Origin of the sequence: Amycolatopsis sp. PS_44_ISF1 (assembly GCF_032335455.1) — a bacterium.
Lineage (GTDB): Bacteria > Actinomycetota > Actinomycetes > Mycobacteriales > Pseudonocardiaceae > Amycolatopsis.
On the sequence record NZ_JANUXO010000002.1, the window covers coordinates 1,549,146 to 1,572,384 of the forward strand.

The window sequence follows — 23,239 nt, forward strand, 5'->3', positions numbered from 1 at the left end:
CGCCGCCGATCCCGGGCACCGCTGACCACCAGCACGACCAATCCCCGGCTCGGCCGACCACCAGCACCGCTAATCCCCGGCTCGGCCGACCACCAGCACCACCGAGTCCCGGCACCGCGACCGCCGGCACCACTGATCCCTCGCCCGGCTGACGGCTGGACCCCGCCGATCCCGGACCCCGCCGATCCCGGCGCCGCCGATGCCGGGCACCGCTGACCACCAGCACCGCTAATCCCCGGCTCGGCCAACCACCGGCACCACCGAGACCCGGCACCGCGACCACCGGCACCACCGATCCCTCGCCCGGCTGACGGCTGGACCCCGCCGATCCCGGCGCCGCCCATCCCGGTTCAGCGGGGCCGATGACCCGGGCGGTCGGGTCCGAACCGTGCTCGCGGCGCTCGGGCGGGAAATCCGTACCGCCCGAGCCGCCGCCGGACAGCAGCAGGCCCGGGCCTTCCGAAGGGGAAGACCCGGGCCAGTGCCGGGTGGGCCGAGCGTCCGGACCCGGCCCGGTCCCGGCGCAGTGGGCCCCGGGGTCAGGCCGCGGGCTCAGTGCCCGAAGTGCAGCCCGTCGAGCGCGCTCTCGGCCCCGTGGTGCAGGTCGAGGCCGCTGGTCAGGTCGTGGGCCTGGTTCTCCAGGCCGCTGACCAGGTTGCCCGAGTGCGACGGGTCGGTGAGGTGGGTGACGACCGCGTCGCTGCGCAGGCCCGTGTCGGCGTGGTCCCCGGTGACGGTCAGCGTGTGGTCCATCGCGTCGCCGACGACCGGCAGGTGGGTGGCGGCGCCGGTCAGGGTGTGGGTGACCGAGCCGACGGTGGACGACGTGTCCGAGGTGGCCGGCAGCGCCGGGACCCCGGCAGCGGGGACGGCCGGAACCGCGGGCAGGACCGGCACGGCCGGGAGCGCGCCGCCCGCCACGGCGGGAACCACCGGGAGGCCGGCGGGCACCGCGACCGGCAGCACCGAGGTCAGCGGGTCCAGCGTGCCGGACAGCTCACCGGCCGGGCCGAAGTCGCCGTGCGGCTGCAGGTTCTCCGCGTTGACGCCGACCGGGGTGGAGCCGGCCACGTGGTTGGCCTCGCCGAGCAGGCCGGCGCCGGTCATGCGGACGCCTTCGACCCCACCGGCGAGCGGGGCACCGGCCACGGGCACCGTGGCGGTCTCGGCCACGACGGTCCTCCACAGCAGGGCGTCGCCGAGGTGGTTGGTGGTGGCGTCGACCGCGCTGCCGACCAGCTTGCCGTCGAAGACGTGGCCGCCCACCGCGTCGGTGGTGTGCCGGGTGTCGATGGCGCCCGCGACGGCCATCGGGCCCACCAGCGGAACGCCGCCGGTGGCGCCGGCGCCGCTGTCCAGGGCGCCGGAGGCCTCCGTGAGCACGCCGTGCGTGACGGTGTTCAGACCGGTCTCGCCGGCCACGTCGCTGGCCTCGCCGAAGACACCGGTCAGCACGCCGGACTCGCGGGGCAGCACACCGTGCAGCGCGTCCGCCCGGGGCGCGGACGAGGTGAGGTGGTCCAGCGTGCCGGTGAGGTCACCGGTGGCGAAGCCGGCGGGCGAGCCGGCCGCCGGCACCGGCACGATGTCCATCACCAGCGGCATGACGTCGTGGACGTCGGCCGCGCTGAGGTCGCTCAGGCCGGCGCCGTTCAGCACCTCTTGCGGGTTGGCGTTGTACTCCGCCAGAGCCTGCGGGTCGCGGAGAAGGTTCAACGCGAATTCGTGCAGCGTCTGCACCGGGCCCATAATTTAGTTCTCCTGGAATGACGACGGTGAATCGGGGATTTTCCGGGACCGGTACCGCCGGACGAGCCGAACGGGCCGGTGCCTTTCGGGGACGAACTTAAGGCGGCACCCCCGCACCGCCAACGGGGGCCGCCCCGGGTCTTGCGGCGCCGCACTAGGGGGCTGGGATGCGCGCCCGATTAGGGGCACCGGGGATTCGGTCGGACGCACGGGCATTCCCGGTGGTCACAGGCTCGAATGGACCGACCGTGACCCACGGTCATCCCGAGGTTTCACCATTGCTCACGGAAAGTGCCTCCGGGAATCACCCGATAGTGCAAGCCGGAACCGACGCTTTCCGGCATTCCCCCGGTTGGCCGATGAGGTCCAGACCATTCGGGGTACCGCGGCGGACCGCCCGGCGTTCTGTCCGGACAGTTCCTTTGACACCACCGGGAAATCCGCTGACGCTGAAGCTCGTCCCCCACCGGGCGAGCGACGAGGAGACCGTTCCATGCCCGTCCTTCGAAAAGTCACCGCCGGAAGAATCCCGGCCGGAAGAGCCGCCGGCCGAAAAGCCATCGCCAGGAAGGTCACCGCCGCCTTGACCGCCGTGGTGGCCGCCGGCGCGCTCACCGTGGCCGCCGCCCCGGCCGCGAGCGCGGTGCCGGCCACCCTCCCGCTGACCATCAGCAACAACTCCGGCCGCTCCGGTCCGGTGTACCTCTACGACCTGGGCACCTACCTGCCGACCGGGCAGCAGGGCTGGGCCGACGCCGGGGGCGCCTTCCACCCGTGGCCGGCCGGGGGGAACCCGCCGGTCCCGGCACCGGACGCGGCGATCACCGGACCGGCGAACGGCTCCTCGAGCACCATCGCCATCCCCCGCTTCTCCGGCCGGATCTACTTCTCCTACGGCAAGAAGCTGGTGTTCAAGCTGGCCACCGGCGGGCTGGTCCAGCCCGCGGTGCAGAATCCGAGCGACCCGAACGTCGACACCCTGTTCAACTGGAGCGAGTACACCCTCGACGACTCCGGGCTGTTCATCAACAGCACCCAGGTGGACATGTTCTCCGCCCCCTACGCGGTCGGCGTCAAGCTCCCGGACGGCAGCACCAAGAGCGCCGGGCACCTGAAGCCGGGCGGGTACAACGGGGTCTACTCCGCGTTGCGCGGGCAGCCCGGCGGCTGGGCGAACCTGGTCAAGACCCGCTCCGACGGCACCGTGCTGCGCGCGCTCTCGCCCGGTCACGGCCTGGAAACCGGCGCGCTGCCCGCTTCGGTGCTCAGCGATTACGTCAACCGCGTCTGGGCGAAGTACAGCTCGGCCACGCTGACCGTGACCCCGTTCGCCGACCAGCCGAACACCAAGTACTTCGGCCGGGTCTCGGGCAACGTCATGAACTTCACCAACGGCTCGGGCGCGGTGGTCACCTCGTTCCAGAAACCCGACTCCGACAGCATCTTCGGCTGCTACAAGCTGCTCGACGCGCCGAACGACCTGGTCCGCGGGCCGATCTCGCGCACCCTGTGCGCCGGGTTCAACCGCTCCACCCTGCTCACCAGCACCACCCAGCCCGACACCTCGGCGGCCGACTTCTACACCGACGCCGTGACCAACCAGTACTCCCGCCAGATCCACGCCCGGATGGCCGACGGCAAAGCCTACGGATTCGCCTTCGACGACGTCGGGAACTTCGAATCCCTGGTCCACGACAGTCATCCGCAGAAGGGGTTCCTCACCCTCGATCCGTTCGACTGACCGTCCGGCACCGCGCTCTCACCCGCGACAGAACCGAGGGGCCGGTGGACCGGGCCAACCGGTCCACCGGCCCGGCGCAAAGCCGGCCACCGGCGCCACGAACGAGCGCCGGAGGTTCAGGCCCGTCCCCAGCGCTGGCTGCCCGCCCCCGTGCACGCGGAGACCACCAGCGGATCGCTGTCCGCCGTTCCGCCGCCCTGCACGTCCAGGCACTGGCCGGAGGCGACGTTCACCACGGCGCCGTCCGAGCGCACGCGCCACTGCTGGGCCGGGCGGCCGGTGCACTCGCTGATCTGCAGCGGGGTGCCGTCGGCGGTGCCGCCGCCGACCACGTCCAGGCAGCGGTCGCCGAACACGGTCAGCTCGTTGAGCGCGGTCGAGGTCCACTCCTGGTTGCTGCCGTGGTGGCACTCCCACAGGGTCGGCCGGGTGCCGGGATCGGAGTTGCCGCCGGGCACGTCCGCGCAGCGGCCCGAGGCCTGGCCCTGGAGCATGCTGGTCACCGGGCCGCGGGCCCAGCTCTGGTTCGCCGCGCCGGTGCAGGCGGCGGTGCCGAGCACGGCGGCCGGCTCGGTGCCGGGGGCGTTCAGGCACCGGCCCGAGCCGCCGTTCACCACGGTGGCGTCGGCGCGCAGGTCCCACTTCTGCGCCGCGGCGCCGGTGCAGTCCTGGATCCGGGCGGCCGCCGGGTCCGTTCCGTCGAGGCACTTGGTGCCGTAGACCTGAAGCTGCCCGGACGGCGTGGCCGTCCACTGCTGGTTGCCGCCGCCGTTGCAGTCCCACAACGCGATCGCGGTTCCGTTCTGATCGCTCACCTCGGGCACGTCGGCGCAGAGGCCCGACTCCCGTCCTTTGAGGACACCGGTGTGGTTGCCCGGCGGGGCCGCGGTCACCGACAGGTTGTCGAACAGGTCGGTCTGGTAGCCCACCACGCCGAAACCGGCCTGGCCCGCGGGGAACGAATTGTCCGAAGCCGTGCCGAGCGGGGCGCCGTCGAGGGTCGCGGTGATGTCGTCGCCGGAGAAGCCGAGGCCGACGCGGTGCCAGGAGCGCAGGCCGGGCGCCCGGGTGGTGCCGGAGGCCAGGGTGCTCAGCCGGCCGTCGGTGTCGTTCTTCGCGATCGACCACGCGCCCTGCTCGTTCAGCCGGAGCTGGTAGGCGGCCTGGTTGCTCTGCGGCCGGCTCTGCGCGTTCGCCCGGCCGAGCAGGGTGACCGTGCCGGACTGCTGCAGGTCCACGTCCACCGCGACCGCGTAGTCCCGCCATTCCAGGTCGCCGATCAGGCCGTACGCGTCGCTGTCGCCCTGCCATTCGATCGGTTTGACCGGCGCGACCTGCTGCAGGCACTGTCCGCCGCGGCCGTCGGCGCACGGGCGGGACTCGTAGGCGCCCTGCATGTCGGAGAAGTACTTCGCCTCGGTGCCGCTGGGGTAGCGGTCGAAGTCGTCGGCATACGGCAGGGCCAGCCCGTGCGGCAACGGCGAGGTCGCGCTGCCCTTGCCCTGGCCGGTCGTGGTGGTGACCGAGTAGATGCGGCCGGGCTGCAGGGTCAGCGAGTAGGCGCCGCCCTGCGGGGTCACGTCGGCCTGCTTCACGAAGTAGTCCGAAGCGTTGCCCGAGCCGAGATCGGTCGACCACACGTGCACCGCGCCGGTGCCCAGTCCGCCGGAGACCTTGACGTTCACCGTCTGCGCCGCGGTGGCCCCGGTGGTCTCGTAGACGGTCGAATAGTCCTTGCCGTTGACCGACTTCAGGCTGATGTAACTGCCGTTCGCCCGGTCGCCGCCGAGGTAGCCGCTCGCGCTGCCGGTGAGGAACTTCCAGCCGGGCTGGGTGAACTGCGTGACCTGCGCGGTGGCCCACACGCTCTTACCCAGCTGGTAGGCCCCCGACCACGGAGAGCTCGCGGTGGCCAGCCCGACCGTGTCGAACGGCAGGTTCGGGTACAGCGCGGCGACCAGCGGCCAGTTCATGAACCCGGTCATCTGCCCGTCGAGGTAGCCGCGGGTGATGCTGCGGATCAGCGGGCCGGAGCCGGTGTTGTCGTCCTGGGAGCCGAACTCGCTGGCCCACAGGGGTTTCCCGGTCGCCACGGCGTTCGCGGTGGAGGCGCACGAGGTCGCGTCGGAGAGATAACCGCACGGGTAGTGCGAGCCGACCACGCCGACCGCCCGGCCGAACGCGGGGTCGGAAAGCATGTCGTCGGCCGTGTCCCAGCCGGTGTCGTCGCCGACGATCTGCACCGAGCCGTAGCCACGGGCGTCGAGCGCGGCGCGCAGGTCCTTGTACCAGCCGGTGTCGTGGCCCTTCTCGTTCCAGCCGCCGAGGTAGCCGACGGTCAGCCCGTGCTGCTTGGCGCAGTCGAGCCAGGAGACGTCGTAGTCGATCATGTCGGCCGACCAGAAGTTCCCGCCGCCGATCCAGCCCGGCGCGGCCCAGGGCAGCGCGACCAGCTTGATCCCCGGGTTGCGCGCGACGGCCTGCTCCCCCAGCCAGAACTCGTAGCCGGCGTCGCAGTTCACCTGCCCACGCACGTGCTCGTGGCTGGGCTCGGCCCCGTCGGTGGAGTTCCCGTCGCCGCCGATCTCCAGCTTCAGCAGCTGCACCGCGGCCCCGTACCCGGGCTTGAACAGGTAGTCGAGGATCTGCGCCTGCTGGACCGGCGGATAGTCGCGCAGCAGCCGCGTGTTGCCGCCACCGCCGCTGATCGCGCCGACGCCGTCGAAGGTGCGGCCCGTCGCGGCGCCGTTCACCGCGACCGAGGTGCTGATGGCCGCGGTGGCCGCCGTGGCCGAAACGGCCGGCGCGGTGAGGGCGAGCAGCAGGACCGCGCTGAGGCGGGCGATCCGGGCCAGGACCATGGTGCGCTCCTCCAGCCGAAGCGAAGCACCCCGCGACCAGGGCACCACCGTCCAGGAAAGCGGCCCCCGGCCGGTCGAGTCAATGCAGCGAAGCCCCGTGCCGATGTATCAGTCCCGTTTTCTGTCCGGTTCTTTTCCCCGGCGGGCGGTTGACCGTTTCGGCGATTCACGCCGATGATCACGCTTCAAGCCGCCGCCCGCCCGGTGAAGGAGCTGGTTTCCCTTGGCGATCCGTGCCGTTTTCCGATTGCTGTGCGCCATTCTCGTCGCCGCCGGCCTCGTGCCGGTCCCGGCGGCGACGGCCGCGCAGCGCACCGATCTCTCCCGCGCCGTCGCGGATTCGACGATGCGGGCCCACCCCGCGGCCACCCTGGGCACGGGCTATCCCGAAGCCCTGTTCCTGCTCGGCCTGTACCGCGTCTACCAGCGCACCCACGATTCACGCTACGTCGACTACCTCGAAGACTGGGGCGCGGCCAAGGTCAAGACGGACGGCAGCACCGGCAACGCCTACAACGACCTCGACAGCATGCTCGCGGGCAACGTCTTCCTGATCCTGGCCCGGCAGACCGGCGACCAGCGGTACGCGCTCGCCGCGGAACGCATCCGCACCCGGCTGGCCACCTACCCGCGCACCACCGACGGCGGGTTCCTCCACAACACCGGCCTGACCGGGCAGTTGTGGGCCGACGGCGCGTTCATGCTCACCCCGTTCCTCGCGCACTACGGCGCGGACACCGGGGATTCCTTCGCCACCCAGCAGGCTTCGAAGCAATTGCTCACCTACTTCGGCCACTTGCGCAATCCCGGCGGCCTGCTGTACCACGCCTACGACGAAACCCACCAGGCGAGCTGGGCCGATGCCACCACCGGCAATTCGCCCGAGGTGTGGTGCCGCGCGGTCGGCTGGTTCGGCGCGGCCACCGTCGACGTGCTCGACGCGCTCCCCCCGGCCTCCCCGGACCGCGGCGCGCTGACGAACATCGTGCGCTACCTGGCCGACGGCTTTCGCCAGGAACAGGACCCCGCGACCGGCCGCTGGTTCCAGCTTCCGGTGAAGCCCGCGCTGGCCGGCAACTGGACCGAAACCTCGTGCTCGAGCTTGTTCACCTACACGCTTTCGCGCGGCATCCAGCGCGGCTACCTCGGCCCGGACTACCAGCCGGTGGTGGACGCGGGCTACGACGGCGTGCGCGACCGCGTCTCGGTCGCCGACGGCGGCGCCACGCAGATCACCCAGATCGGCGTCGGCACCAACGTGGGCGACCAGGCCTTCTACCTCGCCCGGCCCCGCGCCACCAACGACTTCCACGGGATCGGCGCGTTCCTGTACTTGAACGAGCAGATCGACAGCGTGGGGTGATTCCGGCTTTCCCCGATTCGACTGTCCACTGTGGCTGGTCACGCCGCGCCGGGCCCGCTGCGCAGATCCGCCCGGTCCCCCGGAGCCCCCACCGGACCGGGCCCCGGGGTTCACCGCGCGGCGCTCACGGCAGGGTGATCACCGTGCTCAACGTGCCCCCGTGCGGCACCCGCAGCACGTGGATCCGCCGGCCGCCGCTGCTCAGCACGGCCACCGAGGTCGCCGTGACCGAGGCGGCCAGCGCGGTGCCCCAGTGGAAGGTGATGGACCGCCCGCCGCGGCGGATGGTCAGGCCGGTGGCGGTGGCGGTGGTGTTCCGGCCGTGGACGATCGGGGTGCCGTCGGAGAAGGACACCGAATCGGTCGGCTTGAGCACCAGGGGAACCTGCTCGGTCAGGGCGCTGGTCCCCCGCACCGCGCGGGTGACGGTGTTCGGCGTGATGGTCAGCGTGGTGCGGATGCGGCCGTCGGGCAGGGCGTAGTCCACCACCACCGGGGCGCTGCCGGGGCTGATCCGCCGCCCGTCCCAGACCCGGCCGCCCACCTGGTACGTGGCGTCCAGGTCGCTGCGGGCGTCCGGGTTCCCGCCGGGCAGCAGGCTGGCCCAGCACTCGGTGTCGGCCTGCTGGCTCTGCACGATCGCGCCCGCGGCCGGGTGCCACAGCAGACCGGCCGAGCCGCGCACCTTCGAGGACGGGCGGGTGCCGAAGAACGCGGCGAGGTACAGGCCCGGACGCCGGACGAAGGTGTACGCCTGGTCCGTGCCGTTGTCGCGGCGCTGCACGGCGAAGTTCGAGTTCACCAGGTACGGCAGCTGGGTGATCGCAGCCTGCTTCGCCGCCTTGGAGGGCAACGACTCCCCGTACGGCGCGTGCGCGATGATGCGCGGGGAAGTGTCCTGTTTGGCCAGACCGGGCGACGGGCCGGACGCCGCGCCCCACGCCGCCCGGGTGGCCGCGCGGTCCTCGGCCGAGGTGAAGAACGGGGCCAGGGCCGGGACCTCCGGGACGAAGAACGAGGCCAGGCTGGTCCGGTCCCGGTCCGGGATCACGTCGTCGTAGCCGGTCACCGTGGTGCGGGCGGACATGCCGGTGTAGGCCAGCGAGCCGCTGCCGTCCGGCTCGCGGACGATGGTGTGAGCGAACCAGCTCGCGAACTTCTCCGCCATCGACAGCACGGTCCGGTCTCCGGTGAGCACGTGGATCTCGGCCAGCTCGGAAAGCATCACCTCGAAGTTGTAGTTGATGTCCATGCCGGTCGGCTCGTAGAAGAACCCGGCCGGGCTCTGCCCGTGCGCCGCCAGGTAGGCGATGCGGTCGGCCAGTTTCGCCTGCATCGCGGCGTCCGGGTCGAGCTCGAGCGCGAGGGTGGAGCCGGCCAGCCCGGCGGTGTTCTGGTTGGCGTAGTGCACGGGCGAGGCCCAGATCGGGTTGGCCGGGTCGAGGAACCAGGTCATGCCCCGGTGCAGCGCCGCGCCGATCTGGCCGCGGCGGGTGGGCAGCGCGCGGGCCCGGCGCAGGTTGGCCAGGGTCTTGGCCAGGTAGCCGAGACCGAACCCGGTGGCCGCCTTGGACTGCTCGGTGGCGCTGTACTCGGGCCAGGAACCGTCGGCGTGCTGCAGGTTCAGGTAGTGCGTGATCGCCGCTTCGAGGCGGTGGAGCAGGGCGGCGTCGCCGGAGTACGGGTTCCACGAGCGGGCGTTCGCGTGGAACCAGCTCAGCGTGAACACGTGCTCCTGCACCCGCGCGTTGGTCGGCCCGCTCGGGGTGCGCCACCAGCCCCCGCCCAGGTAGCCCAGCTTCGCGGCATCGGCCACCTCGACGTCGTTCACCATGCCCGGCAGGATCGCCAGGTAGGGCCCGAACCGCTGCTCCGACGGCGTGAACAGCTTCCGCACCGGGGCCCCGGCGGGCAGCGGCGGCAGCGGCGGGAACGGTCCGGCCGGCGGGGTGACCGAGGCGGCGGCCCCCGCCGGCAGCGCCAGGCCGAACCCGGCCGCGGCCCCGAGGCCCACGGTTCCCAGCAGCATTCCGCGTCGCGACAAGACCATCGGTGAACTCCTTCGTCCGGCGTGGCCAAGACGTTAGGCAGCCACCCGAGAAGAAGGCAATAAGCTAATACGTATTAGCTTTTCCCGGAACGGAAGTGAAGTCGGATCGAGCCCTTTTTTCCCCGGATCTTCAAGCGATTGTCTCGTTTGGCCGGTCCGGCTCGAGGACTCCGCCCTTCGCCGCCGGCGTCAGGCGGATTCGAGCACCCGCAGCCAGATCTGCGTGCAGGTTTCGGTCGCCGCGCGGAGTTCAATGGGCCGGGCCGAGGCCCAGTAGAACATTCGCTCGGTCATCCAGCAGAGGCCGCGCGCGACCGCGGCGGCGCCCGCCGGACCCTGGTCGCCGGGCACGCCGCCGCGGACCAGGACCCGGGTCATGGCCTCGGCGTAGGAGGCGAGCGTGCCCTGCCACAGCTCGTCGATCTCCGGGACGGTGGCGGAGAAGTCCACCGCCGCGCGCATCACCGGGCCGTGCTCGCTCCACTGCTTCGCGGTGCGCCGCACGGCTTCGGTGACGGTGGCGGCCGGGCTGGAAGCGGTGTCGTCCGCGGCGCCGAGCGCGTCTTCGCGCAGCACCGCGACCGTGCGCGCCACCAGTGCGGCCAGCACCTCGTGTTTGGAGCCGAAGTAGAAGTACAGCGATGCCCGCGAAATCCCCGCGCCCTTGGCGATGGTCTCGACCGTCATCGGCTCTTCGCGCTCGTGCTCCAGCAGCGCCTCGGCCGCATCGAGGATCGCCTGTTCGCGCCGGTCGCCCTTGGTCGGCGCCGAACGCCGCCGCCCCGGTCCGCCGGGCTTCGCCGTCACCATGGGCCGACCGTACCGCCCGGCCGGCCGACGCCGGTCACGACCGGTTCGGCCCGAGCTGGTGACCGTCGGGGAAGTCCGTGGACCGGGAGAGCGGCTCCCACTCGCGCAGATCGGCTTCCACCGCCGCCCGGCCCGCTTCGACCAGGCGCAGGGCGTCGGAGCCCAGCACGAGGTGCACCGGGGGCTGCTCCGCCTCGATCACCGCGAGCACGGCCTGGGCCGCCTGGGCCGGATCACCCAGCTGGTGGCCGCTCGCTGCCTGGCGAGCCGCGCGGATGGGCTCGAACAGCGCGTCGTAGTCCTTTACGGACCGCTCGGTGCGGACCATGGAGCGCCCGGCCCAGTCGGTGCGGAAGGAACCGGGCTCGAGGATCGTCACGTGGACGCCGAACCCGGCCACCTCCTTGGCCACGGTTTCCAGCAGCCCGACCACCGCGTACTTGCTGCTGCAGTAGTAGGCCAGCCCCGGCACGGTCATCAGCCCGCCCATGGAGCTGACCGCGAAGATGTGCCCGCGGCGCCGTTCACGCATGGACGGCAGCACGGCCTGCACGGTCGAAGCGACGCCGAACACGTTGGCGTCGAACTGCGCGCGCAGTTCGGCGATGGGCGACTCCTCGAACACCCCCTCGTGGCCGTAGCCGGCGTTCGCGATCAGCACGTCGATCGGCCCGACGGCCCGTTCGACCTCCTGCACCACGACCGGCACGGCCTCATCGTCGGTGACGTCGAGCCGGCGCGCGTGGGCCCGGCCCGGGGCCAGCGCCTCGAAGGCCGCGAGGTCGGCTTCCCGGCGGACGGTGCCGACCACGGTGTGCCCGGCGTCGAGCGCCCCTTGGGCGAAGGCGCGGCCGAGACCGCTGCTGACTCCGGTGATCAAGAAGGTTCTGGTGGTCATGGCATCGACTCTACATCACGTCGGGTTAAATCAACACTCTGTCGATTATGTCGGGGCCGGACCCGCCGCCGCCCGGCCACGACCGCGTTGGCCGCCACGATGACCGCGATCGCCGGCCAGGCGGCCGGATCGAGGTGCTGGTGCAGCCCGGCCAGACCGGCCAGCGCGGCCAGCACCGGGTTGACGCTCATGAACACCCCGAAGAGCGCGGCCGGCACCCGCCGCAGGGCCAGCAGGTCGGCCAGCATCGGCAGGGCCGAGGACAGCACCCCGGCGGCGAGCGCCTGCCCGAGCGCGGCGGCCGTCGGCGGGTGGTGCGCGAAGGCGATCGCGCCGATCGGGACGTAGGCCAGCGCGGACGCGCACGCGGCGGTCGCGCTGCCCTGCACGCCGGGCAGGCGGCGGCCGACGGTCCGGTTCAGCCGGATGTAGCCGGCCCAGCAGGCCGCGGCCAGCAGCGCCAGCCCGATGCCGCGGTAGTCCGTGGTGGGCCGGGGGCGGGCCAGCACCGCCACCGCCCCCGCGGCGGCCAGCGCGCACACCAGGTCCGGCCGGCGGCGGGAGCCGGCCAGCGCCACCGCGAGCGGGCCCAGGAACTCCAGCGTCACGGCCAGCCCCAGCCCGATCCGGCCGATCGCGGTGTACAGGGCGAGGTTCATCGTGCCGGAGACCACCGCGAGCGCCAGGACCGGACGCCACTGCCGCGCGCTGAACGAACGCGGGCGCGGCCGTCCGACGGCCAGCAGCAGCGCGCCCGCCACCCACTGCCGCACCGCCACCACCCCGGCCGGGCCGACCACCGGGAAGGCCAGCGCCCCGGTCGCCGCCCCGGCCTGGTTGGCCAGCGCGCTGCCCAGCATCAGCGCCATCCCGGCGGCGCGGCCCTCTTCCGGCGCGGACAGCGGCGCGCTTTCGGTCGTGGTCATGACCCGAGCCTGCGCCCCGGACTCGCATGCGCAAAATGCATGGATGCGCGCGACGATACGCTGAGCGCATGGATCTGGAGCTGCGCCACCTGCGGTGCCTGGTCGCCATCGTCGACACCGGCACGTTCACCGACGCGGCGATCGAGCTGGGCGTCTCGCAGGCCGCCGTCTCACGCACGCTGCTCGCGCTGGAGCGGGTGCTGGGCGTGCGGGTGCTGCACCGCACCAGCCGCAGCCTCGCCCCGACCACCGCGGGCGGGCAGGTGCTGGCCCGCGCCCGGCACCTGCTGGCCGAGGCCGGGGACCTGGTCCGCGAGGCGGCCACCGGCCACACCCGGCTGCGGGTCGGGCACGCCTGGTCCGCGCTCGGGCGGCACACCGCCGGGTTCCAGCGGGCCTGGGCGGCGCGGCACCCGGAGGTCGAGCTGCTGGTGGTCCGCACCAACAGCCCGACCGGCGGGCTGGCCGAGGGCCTGTGCGACCTCGCCGTGCTGCGCACCGCGGCCGACCCGCGCCACTACGCCCACCGCGTGGTCGGCTACGAGGCCCGCTACTGCGCCATGGCGGCCGACGACCCGTGGGCCCGCCGCCGCACCGTCACCCTGGCCGAGATCGCCGGGCGCGAGCTGGTGGTCGACCACCGCACCGGCACCACCACGGTCGAGCTGTGGCCCGAGAGCGCCCGCCCGCGCGCCGAGCCCACCCACGACGTCGACGACTGGCTCGCCGCCATCGCCACCGGCCGGTGCGTCGGGATCACCCCGCACTCCACCGTCACGCAGTACCGCCGCGACGGCATCGTCTACCGCCGCGTCCGCGACGCCGCGCCCGTGCCGGTGCACCTGACCTGGCGCCGGGCCGACCCGCACCCGGCCACCCCGGACGCGGTCTCGCTGCTGACCGAGCTGTACGGTCGCTGAACCCGGTCCGGGCCGATTGACGTCCACTGTGGACGTGGATCAGCCCAGCACCTCGCGCACCCGCGCGCGCAGCACGGGTACGACCTCGGTCTCGAACCAGGGGTTCTTCTTGTGCCAGCGGAAGTTCAGCGGCGAGGGGTGCACCAGCGGGAGCTTCGAGGGCAGGTACTCCCGATAGGCGCGCACGGTCTCGGTGAGATTCCGATGGGTCTCCAGGTAGTGCTTCTGCGCGTACCCGCCGACCAGCAGCGTCAACGCGACGTCCGGCATCGCGGCGAGCAGCCGGGGGTGCCAGCGCGGCGCGAAGTCCTTGCGCGGCGGCAGATCCCCGGACGAGCCCTGGCCGGGGAAGTAGAAGTCCATCGGCAGGATGGCGAACCGCATGGGGTCGTAGAACTGCTCGTCGGTCACGCCGAGCCACTCGCGCAGCCTGACCCCGCTGGCGTCGTCGAACGGCACACCGCTGTCCTGCGCCTTGCGCCCCGGAGCCTGCCCGATCAGCAAGATCCGCGAACCCGCCGCCGCGGCGTACACGGGTTCGTACCCCCGCTCCCGCGCCCAGGCATTGGCCGGATCGGCCACCAGCTCGGCCCGGACCACCTCCAGCTCGGCAGGCATCGCTCCCCTTCCACCCCGGCTCGGTTCGCCGTGGATGCTACTGCGCAAGCGCCGTCAAGGCTTCCACCAGCCCAAGCGGGCCCACCCGAGCTTCAGCGGCTGCCTGGTCCCCCTTCGCAGATCAGCTCCTGCGATAGACCGTCCACAGTGCACCATCTGGATTCACCCCACGCCGGACCTCGCCTGGTGAAACGGGATCGCCAAGCCGAGGTGCGGTGCCGTACGGCGGCGATCCACCCTCACGAGCTCTCCAGGGCGAGCAGCGTCAGCTTCGCCGCTTCGCCGCCGCGGTAGCGGCCGGAGGTGCCGTCCGAGCGGACCACCCGGTGGCACGGGACGACCAGCGGCAGCGGGTTCGTCGCGCACGCCGTGCCGGCCGCGCGCACGGCCCGGGGGCGGCCCGACGCCGTGGCGACCTGGGCGTAGCTTTCCGTTCGCCCGTAAGGGATTTCGGCCAGATGGGTGAGCACCTCGCGCCGGAAGCCCTTGGACAGCCGGAAGTCCAGCGGCAGGTCGAAGGCGCGCCGCCGGCCGGTGAAGTACTCGTCCAGCTCGCGGGCGGCGGGGTCGAGCCGGGCGGGTGCGGCCAGGATCCGCGGGCTGAGCGCGCCCGCCAGCTCCTCCAGCACCGCTTCGTGGCCCTCGATGCCGAACGCCACCCGCACCAGACCCTGCTCCGTCGCGGCGAGCAGCAACGGCCCGACCGGCGAATCGAGCGTCCGGTAGGCGACGTCCAGCAGGCCGTCACGCTGCGCCAGCGCCGCCAGCCGCGCGCGCAGCCTGGCCTCGGTGTCCTCGTCCGGGCCGGGCACGGCCTGCATCAGCTCAGCCGCGAACCCCTCCGGTTCGACCCCGGGTGGTGCGCTCTCAACCGGTTCGGTCATGCGCGTGCTCCTTCGTTCGCGGCCCGGCGGCCACCGCCCGAACCGGTGCTGCCCGAACCTGTGCCGTCCGATCCCGCACTGCACGATCCCGCACTGCCCGATCCCGCGCCGTCCGATCCCGCACGGTCCGGGCCCGTCACGCCCAGACCCTTCAGCCGCAACGCCTTGATCCCGTCCGCGGCCGCGCGCCGGGCGGCGTCGGCGGTGCCGCCGGTGATCGCGGCGACGTCGCGGTACGGGAAGCCGGCCAGGTAGTGGTAGGCCACCGCCCGCCGTTGCCGGTCCGGCAGCTCCCCCAGCGCGTGCCACAGGTCGCCGTCCCAGTCCTCGGGGCGGCCGGTGCGGCTCGGCTCCTCCGGGAGCGCGTCCACCGGCACGGGGCGGCGCCCCCGCGCGCGGTGCAGGTCGATGGCCTTGCGGTGCGCGATGGTGACCAGCCAGGCTTCGACGTTCGCGTCCCCGGGCAGCTGCGGGTACGCCTTCAGCGCGGACAGGAAGGTCTCCGACCACGCGTCCTCGGCGTCGGCCGGGCCGACCACCGCACGGCAGACCCGCAGCACCATCGGCCCGTGCTCGTCCACCAGCCGTTCGAACGGCCGCCGGCTCACCGGCGCGCCCCTTCGTCGATCTGCACCGGGCAACCCGCCCGCAGAGCGGCCACTGTGGACGGTGGCGTGAGCACCGTCGCCGGGCCCGTCCGGGGCCGGGAGAAGCGGGGGCCGTAACCCTGACGGGTCCACTCGATCAGGTGGCCGTCGAGCACCAGCGCGGGACGGCCTTCGCGGAGCACGAAGGTGCCGTCGGGCAGGCCGGCCCACGGCAGGTCGTGGAAACGCCGCCGGTGGGTGCCGGGGACGAGGCGCTCGCCGTGCAGCCGCCGGTCCAGCTCCTTCGCCGCCGGCGGCGGCACCCGCAGCCTTTCGGACCAGGCTTCGCGATAAGCCGTGTACTGCCCGTGCCGGCACTCGCCGCACGGCCGGTGACCGGCGGCGAACGCCACCGCCTCGTCGTGGAAGTACAGGGGGGTCCAGCGGTTCGGCCCCCACTGCTCGCGCCACCGCCCGCGGAACTCCAGCGCGCAGGTGATCCACCGCTCACCCGCGTGGAACCGGACGATCTCCCGGCCGCGGTGGAGGATGCCGCGGTTGCCCGTCCACGCCCCGCGCAGCGCGAACTCCTCGATCGCCCCGGTGGGCGTGACCCGGTTGCGGCCCGTCATGCCGGTCCCTCCTCGCCGATCGTGCTCAGAACAGCCGGCCGTCCTCGTCGGCCGGTCGCTCCTCCAGGCTCAGGAGGAAGCGCTTGCGCTCGACGCCGCCCGCGTAGCCGGTGAGCCCGCCGCTCGCGCCGACCACCCGGTGGCACGGCACGACGATGCTGATCGGGTTCCAGCCGTTGGCGTTCCCGACCGCCTGGGCGGCCCCGGGGTCCCCCAGCTCGGCGGCGAGCTGCCCGTACGTGCGCGTCTGGCCGTGCGGGATCTTCGTCAGCAGGGCCCAGACCTTCCGCTCGAACCCCGACCCGCGCGGCGCGAGCGGCAGGTCGAACCCGGTCCGTTCGCCGGCGAAGTACTCGCGCAACTGCCGGACCGCCTCGCCGAACCCGCCGTCGTCGCGCGGGCCGAGCCCGTCGAGCCGCGGTTTGCGCCGGTGCCCGTCGAAGTAGACGCCGATCAGCGCGTCCCCGTCCCCGACCAGCGTCAGCTCACCCACCGGCGAGTCCATGACCGTGTGCCGGACACCCATGCCGTTCATCCCTTCCCTGCCGGGAGCTCCATGCTCCCCCACCACGAAGACGGCCCGCCGGCCGGGAACGTGAGGTCCGGCCCACCGGGCACCGGACCGCATTGTCCCCCGAGCGGCTGGTGCGCGAGCCGTGGTTCGGTTTCCGGCCAGGAGCACGCGGGGGTCCCGGGGCCGGTCCACCACCCGCAGCAGCCTCGCCGCCGCCACGCCGGGTACCGCGGGGAGCCCGCCGCCGGGGCCCGGCGCGGCGATAATGGCCGGGTGAGCGAGCCGATTCCCCTCTTCCCGGTCCACCGGATCGACCCGGAGGTCTTCGCCGAGGAGCAGCACCGGTTGTTCGCGGACCGGCGGTTGCACATCGGCCGCTCCGACGTGGTCCACGCCGTGGTCTGGGTCGAGTGGATCAACTCCCTCACCCTGCCCGCCCCGGCCTGCCACCAGGGCTGGTCGGGTCTCGGCTCCGGCGGCGAGATCACCCCGGCCCGGCGGGCGGTCACCTGCCGCAAGTGCTCGCGGTTCCTCGGCGAGCCGGACGATCCGGCCCAGACCACCCTGTTCCCGCTGCCCTGAGCTCGGCGTGGATCCCCTGCGCCCGGCCCGGCTACGCTCGCCCGCGTGATCACCACGGACGGCTACCTGTACTTCATCGACCGCGCGCTGGACGGGATGGCCGAGGTCCTCACCGGGCTCGGCGACGACCGGGCGAACCGGCGGCCGGGGCCACCGGGCGGGAACTCGCCGTACGCGCTGGTCACGCACTGCCTGGGCGTCGTGTCCTTCTGGGGCGGGCAGGTCGTCTCGGGCCGCGATGTTGCGCGCGACCGTGAGGCGGAGTTCACCGCCACCGGGTCCGTCGACGAGCTGGTGGCCCGGCTGCACGCCGTTCGCGAGCAGTTCGCCGCCGACGTCGCCGCGGCGGTCCCGGCCGACCCCTGCCGCGGCGTGGTCCCGCCGAAGTACCGCGACACCCCCATCGGCCGCAGCCAGGGCATGGCGCTTCAGCACGTCTACGAGGAGCTGGCGCAGCACCGCGGTCACCTGGAGGCGACCCGCGATCTCCTGACAGCCGGCGAAGACCGGGTGTAGCCTCGAACAGGAACGAACGTTTCCTTTTGAAGGGGGCTGGCCGTGCCGGGCTTTTCCGGGCTGCACCACGTGAAGCTGCCGGTCCGCGACCTCGCCGTCGCCGTGCCCTGGTACGAACGCGCGCTCGGCGCCGAGGTCGACCCCGCGCTCGACCACCGCACCCCGGACGGGCTCTTGTTCGCGCGGATCCTGCGCCTGCCGGGCGTGCCGGTGCCGATCGAGCTGCGGCTGGCCCCGCGGGCCGCCGCGGCCGTGGCCGGGTACGACCCGCTCACCCTCGCCGTCGAGGACCAGGCCCGGCTGCGCGAGTGGACCGACCACCTCGACGCCGCCGGGATCGAACGCTCCCCCGTGCTGCGCAGCCTCGCCGGGCACCTGGTGGTGCTGCGCGACCCGGACGGGCTGATGATCCGCATCCACACCGTTCCCGGCCCGCTGATCGACCCGGCGGAGGCGGACCTGGGCTCGCCCTGGGTGTCGACGGAGCTGATGGCGCCGCGGTGAGGCCCCGCGGGGTGGCCCTCGCCGTACGGTCCGATGTGGACAGACGCGGCCCGGTGCAGCGGGCGCGGACCCGCCCCGGGCCCACCGGCGTGGCTCAGCCCGGGCCGGCCCAGCCCCGCAGCCCGGCGACCAGGCTGTCCACCGCGATCCCGCCCAGCACGTGCTGGGCGACCAGCAGTCCGGGCAGCAGGGTGGCCAGGGCCAGGCCGACCACGTCCGGGTCGGCGGCGGGTGGGAGCTGCCCGAGCGCCTGCCAGCGGCGGGCCAGCCCGCCCAGGCGGCCGCGCAGCTCGGCGTGGAACGCCCGCGCGTTCGCGGCCACCGCGGGGTTGCGCAGGGCTTCGGCCCAGGCCTGCACGGCGATCCGGGACAGGTCGGAATTCGGCCGGCGGCCCAGCTCCGCGGTCAGCGCCCGGAGCAGCTCGGCCGGGCGCGGGGGCTCCGGGGCGGCCAGCAGGCGGTCGAACACGGACCGGAACATCGCGGCCGACTCCACTCCGGCGGCCTCGATCAGCTCGTCCTTCCCGCTGATGTAACGGTAGACCCCGCTGGCCGACATGCCGGTCTCGGCGATCACGTCGTCCATGGACGTCACGTGGAAGCCGTCGCGCGCGAAGCACCGCCAGGCGCAGACCAGCACGTGCCGCCGGCGCTCCTCGCGGTGCTGCTCGCTGATCTTCGGCATGGCCCCAGGGTACCCGCGCCCACCCGGGCCACGCGCGCCGTGAAGTCCACAGTGGACGCCGAGCCTCAGTCGCCGCGGCCCCGGTGCAGGCGCAGCAGCTCGAAGACGAAGATCCAGGTCAGCAGGCCCACCAGCAGGCTGCCGCCCAGCCAGGTCCACCACGCCGCGGACGACCACCACAGGCTGGAAACCAGGAAGCCCAGCCCGGCCACCAGGCCGAGCCCGGCCATCTGGGCGGTGCGGGAAGCAGTCCTACGGTCGTTCATGGCGCGAAGGCTACTGCGACCCGCAGTAGAGCGGCGCCGCCGAACGAAGGACAAGCGAGGCCGCTGCTCATCCGTTCGAGTGTGACCCTTCGTGATCCCTGCCGACCACCGCCACACACGGTGTCCAATGGAGCCGAGCGCGGAGCCGGCCTCCGGAAGGGGGAGGCCGGCCCCGCGCTCGTCGGCGAGGCTCGGCGGCGGAAAGCCGCGTCACTTGGTGAAGTACCACTCCTCCGGGGCGCGGGCGGTCTGCACGGCCGGGAACGCGACCCCGCCGAGCTTCTTGTCCACCACCTCGATGTAGGTGCGCAGCGGCATGTTGATCTGCCCCGGCAGCGTCTGCACCGCGTAGTCCTCGTACGCGGCGAAGGCGTTCTTGTCGTCGCTGTGCAGGGTGGCCTGGATCAGCGAGGTGAGCTTCGGGTCGCTGTAGTTGCCGATGTTGCCGGTCGAGCCCGGCAGCAGCAGCTGGTCGCCGGTCGGCACCGCGTTGTACTGCTGGTAGCCGAAGAAGCCGAGCTGCCAGTCGCAGGCCGGGCCCGAGCCGCGGCAGCCGCTGATGTCGTTGATCAGCGCGTTGAACTCCTGGCCCTTCAGGTCGAACACGATGCCGGCCTCGGCCGCGTCCGACTTCCACTGCTGCATGATCCGGCCGTAGGCCGCGTTGCCGGTCGAGTACTGCACCGTGAACTCCAGCCGCGTGCCCGCCGCGACCCCCTCACCGCACTGGTTCGGCGCCGGGCCGGGGCTGGTGCAGGTCATCGCCCCGTTCTGCAGGGTCCAGCCGTGGCCGGTGAGCAGTCCCTTGGCCTTGGCCTTGTCGAACGGGTAGGGGCCGGCCCCGCGCTCGGACGCGGTCACGTACTCGTTGTCCGGGTTGATCGGCACCGGGCCCGTGGTCGGCGCGCCGTAGCCGCGGAACGCGACGTTGACGTCGGTCTCCTGGTCCAGCGTCTGCTGCATCGCCTGGCGGAGGTAGAGCTGCTTGAACGCCGGCCCGAACGCCGGGTTGTCCATGTTCAGCAGGGTGGTGCTCCAGCCCCAGCCGTAGGCGGGCACGAGGTTGTAGTTCGCCTGCAACGGATTCGTGGCCGGCAGCTTCTCCGACGCCTTCTTCTGCGGCAGGTCCGAGCCCTGCACCGAGCCGACCGAAACCGTCTTGCCGCTGCGCAGCGCGTTGAACTCGGCACTGGTGCTGGTGAACGGCTGCATCTTGTAGTGCGCCAGGTGCGGCTTGTCCGGGCCGCTGTACTTCGGGTTCGGGTCGTAGCCGATGTTGCCTTCGGCGTCGAACGAGGTCAGGTGCCAGGGCCCGTCCACCACCTGCCACAGCGGATCGGTGGCGTAGGTCGCGAGGTTCTTGCTCTTGTCGTAGAGGTACTTGTAGACCGCGTCGCACTTCGAACGGTCGTCCGCGCAGCCGCCGCTGCCCGCCGCCCCGGCGTCGGAGGTCTTGTCCCAGGCCATCGGCAGCGGAGCGATCTGCGCCAGCTCCTGGCCGGTGAACCAGGTCGGCGAATACGAGTCGGTGAGCTGCAGCGTCACCTGCTGCGGCCCGGTCGCGGTGACCGACTTGACGTTGTCCGGGAACTGGCCGGGCACGTACCCGTACCAGTTCGACTTCTCCGCGTACATCATGTTCATCCAGAACACGACGTCCTTGGCGTTCACCGTCTCGCCGTTGGACCAGCGGTAGGGCTTGACGTTGATGACGACCTTGCTGTTGCCGTCGCTGTAGACCGGCGGGTCGGCCAGGCTCTTGGTGGTGTTCACCCCGGTGCCGCCGCCGGCGTCGCCGTACCAGTACAGCTCGCGGTACATCAGCTGCTGCAGGTCGCCGGTGGCGTAACCGCTGTTGTGCGCCGAGTCGACGAACGGGAAGATCCAGTTCGGCTGGGTGCCCGGCGCCTCGGCGAACACCGCCGTGCCGCCCTCGGTCGGGGTGCCGCCGCCGGAGCCGCCGCCGCTGCCGCTGCACGCCGTCGCCAACCCGGCCAGCGCCACCACCGGCAGCACCAGCGCCTTGGTGATTCTCATCCGTTCTCTCCTCGGTAGACGATCGGTTCCGCGTCGGGCGGGCCGGGTTCGAGCGGGCCGGGTTCGAGCGGGCTGGGTTCGAGCGGGAAGTGGCACGCGGCCTGGTGCCCGTCGCCGAAGGTCCGCAGCACGGGCTCCTCGGCCGCGCACACGTCCTGCGCGAACGGGCAGCGCGTGCGGAACCGGCAGCCCGAAGGCGGGTCGAGCGCCGAAGGCAGCTCACCGGCGACACCGCCCGCACGCCCTTCGGCCCACGGGTCGGCCACCGGCACGGTGTCGACCAGCCCGCGGGTGTACGGGTGCCGCGGCCGCCCGTGCACCTCGGCCGCCGGCCCGACCTCCACCAGCTTGCCGAGGTACATCACGCCGATCCGCTGCGCCAGGTACCGCACCACCGACAGGTCGTGGGAGATGAACACGTACGTCAGCCCGTGCCGGGAGCGCAGGTCGTTCATCAGGTTCAGGATCTGCGCCTGGACGGACACGTCCAGCGCCGAAACCGGCTCGTCGGCCACGATCAGCTTCGGCTCCAGCGCGAGCGCGCGGGCCAGGCCGATGCGCTGGCGCTGGCCGCCGGAGAACTCGTGCGGGTACCGGTCGGCCGCATCGGCCGGCAAGCCCACCTCGGCCAGCAGCTCGCGCGCCTGCCCGGCCCGCGAGGAGCGGGTGCCGACGCCGTGGATCTCCAGCGGCTCGGCCAGCACGGCACCGACGCGCATCCGCGGGTCGAGCGAAGCGTACGGGTCCTGGAAGACCAGGTGCGTCTCCCGCCGCCGCCGCTGCAGCTCCTTGCCCCGCAGCGCAGTCAGCTCGGCCCCGCCGATCCGGACCCGGCCCGAGGTCGGCGGTTCCAGCCCGACGATCGACCGGCCGACCGTGGTCTTGCCGCAGCCGGACTCGCCGACCAGGCCGAAGGTCTCCCCCGCCGCCACCGAGAAGCTCACCCCGGCCACCGCGGACACCGTGCCCGCCTTCCGCCGCAGCACCGCGCCCCTGGTCACGGCGAAGTCCTTGACCAGGTGCTCCACCTCCAGCAGCGGCGCGGCCCCGGCCCCTTCGCGTTCGTCCCCGGGCACCCCGCCGCGCTCGTGCACCCGCACCACGCGGGACGGCTCGGTCACGCCCGGCTCGCCGACCGGGTGGAAGCAGGCGTAGACGTGCCCCGCCACCTCGCCGTCCAACGGCGGTTCGGCCGTGACGCAGTCCTCGGTGGCGTAACGGCAGCGCGGCGCGAACCGGCAGCCGGCCGGCGGGTCCTTCAGCTCCGGCGGCAGCCCCGGAATGCTGTACAGCTTCTCCCCCGACTCGGCCGCGTTCTCCGGCAGCGCCTCGAACAGCGCCTCGGTGTAGGGGTGGCGGGGGTTGCCGAACAGCGAGCGCGTGCCGGTCAGCTCGGCGATGCGGCCGGCGTACATCACCGCGACCCGGTCGGCCCGGCCCGCGACCACGCCGAGGTCGTGCGTCACCAGGATCACGGCCATGCCGAGCCGGTGGCGCAGGTCGTCGATCAGCTCCAGGATCTGGTGCTGCACGGTGACGTCCAGCGCGGTGGTCGGCTCGTCGGCGATCAGCAGCTCCGGCTCGCAGACCAGCGCGCGGGCGATCATCACCCGCTGGCGCATGCCCCCGGAGAGCTGGTGCGGGTAGTCCCCGGCCCGGCGCCGCGCGTCCGGCAGGCCGACCAGGTCGAGCACCTCGGCCGCCCGCTCCCGCAGCCTGGCCCGCGGGACCCGTTCGTGCAGCTCCAGCGGCTCGGTCACCTGCCGGCCGATCGGGATGGTCGGGTTGAGCGAGGTCATCGGGTCCTGGAAGACCATGCCGATCCGGTTGCCCCGCACGGCCCGCAGCTCCGGGTCGCCCAGGGCCGCCAGATCGTCGTCGCCGAGCAGGATCCGGCCCGACTCGACCCGCCCGCCCGGCGGCAGCAGGCGCAGGATCGACAACGCGGTCATCGTCTTGCCGCAGCCGGATTCGCCGACCAGCCCGAGCAGTTCACCGCGGCCGACCTCGAGCGTGACGCCGTCGACCGGGCGCACCACCCCGTCGCGCCCGTCGATGGTGGTGCGCAGGTCTTCCAGCCTCAGGACCGGGCTCAT

The 23,239-nt window shown here is 72.9% G+C and carries 20 protein-coding genes and 1 pseudogene; 6 read left to right on the forward strand and 15 right to left on the reverse strand.

What is annotated here, in order from left to right:
- Positions 1-552: 552 nt before the first annotated feature.
- Entirely contained in the window at positions 553-1,749 is a 1,197-nt protein-coding gene (locus NYF13_RS21275; RefSeq protein WP_315659092.1) for an IniB N-terminal domain-containing protein, read from the reverse strand.
- Between the two features lie 592 nt (positions 1,750-2,341).
- On the opposite strand from NYF13_RS21275, the gene NYF13_RS21280 reads away from it, so the two are divergent.
- Positions 2,342-3,490, forward strand: coding sequence for a glycoside hydrolase family 64 protein (locus NYF13_RS21280; RefSeq protein WP_315660382.1), 1,149 nt, complete (start codon positions 2,342-2,344; stop codon positions 3,488-3,490).
- A 116-nt stretch (positions 3,491-3,606) separates the two neighbouring features.
- On the opposite strand, the gene NYF13_RS21285 is transcribed toward NYF13_RS21280, so the two are convergent.
- Positions 3,607-6,351 carry a ricin-type beta-trefoil lectin domain protein gene (locus NYF13_RS21285; RefSeq protein ID WP_315659094.1) on the reverse strand — a complete coding sequence of 915 codons (2,745 nt, stop codon included), beginning with the start codon at positions 6,349-6,351 and terminating at the stop codon, positions 3,607-3,609.
- 223 nt (positions 6,352-6,574) lie between these two features.
- Between NYF13_RS21285 and NYF13_RS21290 the strand changes: the two genes are divergently transcribed.
- Complete coding sequence (locus NYF13_RS21290; RefSeq protein WP_315659096.1) at positions 6,575-7,714, forward strand: glycoside hydrolase family 88 protein; 1,140 nt, start codon at positions 6,575-6,577, stop codon at positions 7,712-7,714.
- Between the two features lie 124 nt (positions 7,715-7,838).
- Here NYF13_RS21290 and NYF13_RS21295 read toward each other — a convergent pair whose 3' ends face one another.
- From NYF13_RS21295 to NYF13_RS21310, 4 genes are all read right to left on the reverse strand, one after another.
- Complete coding sequence (locus NYF13_RS21295; RefSeq protein ID WP_315659097.1) at positions 7,839-9,764, reverse strand: hypothetical protein; 1,926 nt, start codon at positions 9,762-9,764, stop codon at positions 7,839-7,841.
- 189 nt (positions 9,765-9,953) lie between these two features.
- Positions 9,954-10,574: a TetR/AcrR family transcriptional regulator gene (locus tag NYF13_RS21300; RefSeq protein WP_315659099.1), complete on the reverse strand. Its 621-nt coding sequence runs from the start codon at positions 10,572-10,574 to the stop codon at positions 9,954-9,956.
- A 34-nt stretch (positions 10,575-10,608) separates the two neighbouring features.
- Positions 10,609-11,472, reverse strand: a complete 864-nt coding sequence (locus NYF13_RS21305) for an oxidoreductase (protein ID WP_315659101.1) — start codon at positions 11,470-11,472, stop codon at positions 10,609-10,611.
- Positions 11,469-12,398, reverse strand: coding sequence for an EamA family transporter (locus NYF13_RS21310; protein ID WP_315659102.1), 930 nt, complete (start codon positions 12,396-12,398; stop codon positions 11,469-11,471). The genes NYF13_RS21305 and NYF13_RS21310 overlap by 4 nt, the downstream gene beginning before the upstream one ends.
- 68 nt (positions 12,399-12,466) lie before the next feature.
- Here NYF13_RS21310 and NYF13_RS21315 point away from each other — a divergent pair, with 68 nt between their 5' ends.
- Positions 12,467-13,318 carry a LysR family transcriptional regulator gene (locus tag NYF13_RS21315; protein ID WP_315659103.1) on the forward strand — a complete coding sequence of 284 codons (852 nt, stop codon included), beginning with the start codon at positions 12,467-12,469 and terminating at the stop codon, positions 13,316-13,318.
- A gap of 39 nt (positions 13,319-13,357) precedes the next feature.
- Here the strand turns inward: NYF13_RS21315 and NYF13_RS21320 are convergent, their stop codons facing one another.
- The 5 genes and pseudogenes from NYF13_RS21320 to NYF13_RS21340 form a co-directional block, all read right to left on the reverse strand.
- Entirely contained in the window at positions 13,358-13,936 is a 579-nt protein-coding gene (locus NYF13_RS21320; protein WP_315659105.1) for a uracil-DNA glycosylase family protein, read from the reverse strand.
- A 239-nt stretch (positions 13,937-14,175) separates the two neighbouring features.
- A complete protein-coding gene (locus NYF13_RS21325) occupies positions 14,176-14,757 on the reverse strand; it encodes a methylated-DNA--[protein]-cysteine S-methyltransferase (RefSeq protein WP_315660383.1) in 582 nt (193 codons plus the stop codon).
- Between the two features lie 218 nt (positions 14,758-14,975).
- Positions 14,976-15,428 (reverse strand): annotated as a pseudogene (locus NYF13_RS21330) (RNA polymerase sigma factor); the annotation flags it as partial.
- Positions 15,425-16,039, reverse strand: a complete 615-nt coding sequence (locus NYF13_RS21335) for a hypothetical protein (RefSeq protein ID WP_315659106.1) — start codon at positions 16,037-16,039, stop codon at positions 15,425-15,427. The pseudogene NYF13_RS21330 and the gene NYF13_RS21335, both read right to left, overlap by 4 nt.
- 25 nt (positions 16,040-16,064) lie before the next feature.
- Positions 16,065-16,565, reverse strand: coding sequence for a methylated-DNA--[protein]-cysteine S-methyltransferase (locus NYF13_RS21340; protein WP_315659108.1), 501 nt, complete (start codon positions 16,563-16,565; stop codon positions 16,065-16,067).
- A 261-nt stretch (positions 16,566-16,826) separates the two neighbouring features.
- Here NYF13_RS21340 and NYF13_RS21345 point away from each other — a divergent pair, with 261 nt between their 5' ends.
- The 3 genes from NYF13_RS21345 to NYF13_RS21355 are packed head-to-tail and all read left to right on the forward strand — an operon-like array spanning position 16,827 to position 18,155.
- On the forward strand, positions 16,827-17,135 hold the full coding sequence (locus tag NYF13_RS21345; protein ID WP_315659109.1) for a hypothetical protein: 309 nt from the start codon (positions 16,827-16,829) through the stop codon (positions 17,133-17,135).
- Positions 17,136-17,180: 45 nt separating this feature from the next.
- Positions 17,181-17,651, forward strand: a complete 471-nt coding sequence (locus NYF13_RS21350; RefSeq protein ID WP_315659110.1) for a DinB family protein — start codon at positions 17,181-17,183, stop codon at positions 17,649-17,651.
- A 42-nt stretch (positions 17,652-17,693) separates the two neighbouring features.
- Entirely contained in the window at positions 17,694-18,155 is a 462-nt protein-coding gene (locus NYF13_RS21355) for a VOC family protein (protein ID WP_315659111.1), read from the forward strand.
- 94 nt (positions 18,156-18,249) lie between these two features.
- On the opposite strand, the gene NYF13_RS21360 is transcribed toward NYF13_RS21355, so the two are convergent.
- The 4 genes from NYF13_RS21360 to NYF13_RS21375 all read right to left on the reverse strand — a co-directional run bounded on the left by NYF13_RS21360 (position 18,250) and on the right by NYF13_RS21375 (position 23,239).
- A complete protein-coding gene (locus tag NYF13_RS21360; protein WP_315659112.1) occupies positions 18,250-18,840 on the reverse strand; it encodes a TetR/AcrR family transcriptional regulator in 591 nt (196 codons plus the stop codon).
- 65 nt (positions 18,841-18,905) lie between these two features.
- The gene (locus NYF13_RS21365; RefSeq protein WP_315659113.1) at positions 18,906-19,106 is read right to left on the reverse strand and encodes a hypothetical protein; all 201 of its coding nucleotides are present in this window, start codon (positions 19,104-19,106) and stop codon (positions 18,906-18,908) included.
- 210 nt (positions 19,107-19,316) lie between these two features.
- Positions 19,317-21,143 carry an ABC transporter substrate-binding protein gene (locus tag NYF13_RS21370; RefSeq protein WP_315659114.1) on the reverse strand — a complete coding sequence of 609 codons (1,827 nt, stop codon included), beginning with the start codon at positions 21,141-21,143 and terminating at the stop codon, positions 19,317-19,319.
- Positions 21,140-23,239: an ABC transporter ATP-binding protein gene (locus NYF13_RS21375; RefSeq protein WP_315659115.1), complete on the reverse strand. Its 2,100-nt coding sequence runs from the start codon at positions 23,237-23,239 to the stop codon at positions 21,140-21,142. The genes NYF13_RS21370 and NYF13_RS21375 overlap by 4 nt, the downstream gene beginning before the upstream one ends.

Excerpts from the sequence above, each read along its gene's own strand:
- NYF13_RS21275 (WP_315659092.1), bottom strand. The coding sequence starts at position 1,749 with ATGGGCCCGGTGCAGACGCTGCACGAATTCGCGTTGAACCTTCTCCGC.
- NYF13_RS21285 (WP_315659094.1), bottom strand. The coding sequence starts at position 6,351 with ATGGTCCTGGCCCGGATCGCCCGCCTCAGCGCGGTCCTGCTGCTCGCC.
- NYF13_RS21295 (WP_315659097.1), bottom strand. The coding sequence starts at position 9,764 with ATGGTCTTGTCGCGACGCGGAATGCTGCTGGGAACCGTGGGCCTCGGG.
- NYF13_RS21300 (WP_315659099.1), bottom strand. The coding sequence starts at position 10,574 with ATGGTGACGGCGAAGCCCGGCGGACCGGGGCGGCGGCGTTCGGCGCCG.
- NYF13_RS21305 (WP_315659101.1), bottom strand. The coding sequence starts at position 11,472 with ATGACCACCAGAACCTTCTTGATCACCGGAGTCAGCAGCGGTCTCGGC.
- NYF13_RS21310 (WP_315659102.1), bottom strand. The coding sequence starts at position 12,398 with ATGACCACGACCGAAAGCGCGCCGCTGTCCGCGCCGGAAGAGGGCCGC.
- NYF13_RS21315 (WP_315659103.1), top strand. The coding sequence starts at position 12,467 with ATGGATCTGGAGCTGCGCCACCTGCGGTGCCTGGTCGCCATCGTCGAC.
- NYF13_RS21320 (WP_315659105.1), bottom strand. The coding sequence starts at position 13,936 with ATGCCTGCCGAGCTGGAGGTGGTCCGGGCCGAGCTGGTGGCCGATCCG.
- NYF13_RS21325 (WP_315660383.1), bottom strand. The coding sequence starts at position 14,757 with ATGCAGGCCGTGCCCGGCCCGGACGAGGACACCGAGGCCAGGCTGCGC.
- NYF13_RS21335 (WP_315659106.1), bottom strand. The coding sequence starts at position 16,039 with ATGACGGGCCGCAACCGGGTCACGCCCACCGGGGCGATCGAGGAGTTC.
- NYF13_RS21340 (WP_315659108.1), bottom strand. The coding sequence starts at position 16,565 with ATGGGTGTCCGGCACACGGTCATGGACTCGCCGGTGGGTGAGCTGACG.
- NYF13_RS21360 (WP_315659112.1), bottom strand. The coding sequence starts at position 18,840 with ATGCCGAAGATCAGCGAGCAGCACCGCGAGGAGCGCCGGCGGCACGTG.
- NYF13_RS21365 (WP_315659113.1), bottom strand. The coding sequence starts at position 19,106 with ATGAACGACCGTAGGACTGCTTCCCGCACCGCCCAGATGGCCGGGCTC.
- NYF13_RS21370 (WP_315659114.1), bottom strand. The coding sequence starts at position 21,143 with ATGAGAATCACCAAGGCGCTGGTGCTGCCGGTGGTGGCGCTGGCCGGG.
- NYF13_RS21375 (WP_315659115.1), bottom strand. The coding sequence starts at position 23,239 with ATGAGCCCGGTCCTGAGGCTGGAAGACCTGCGCACCACCATCGACGGG.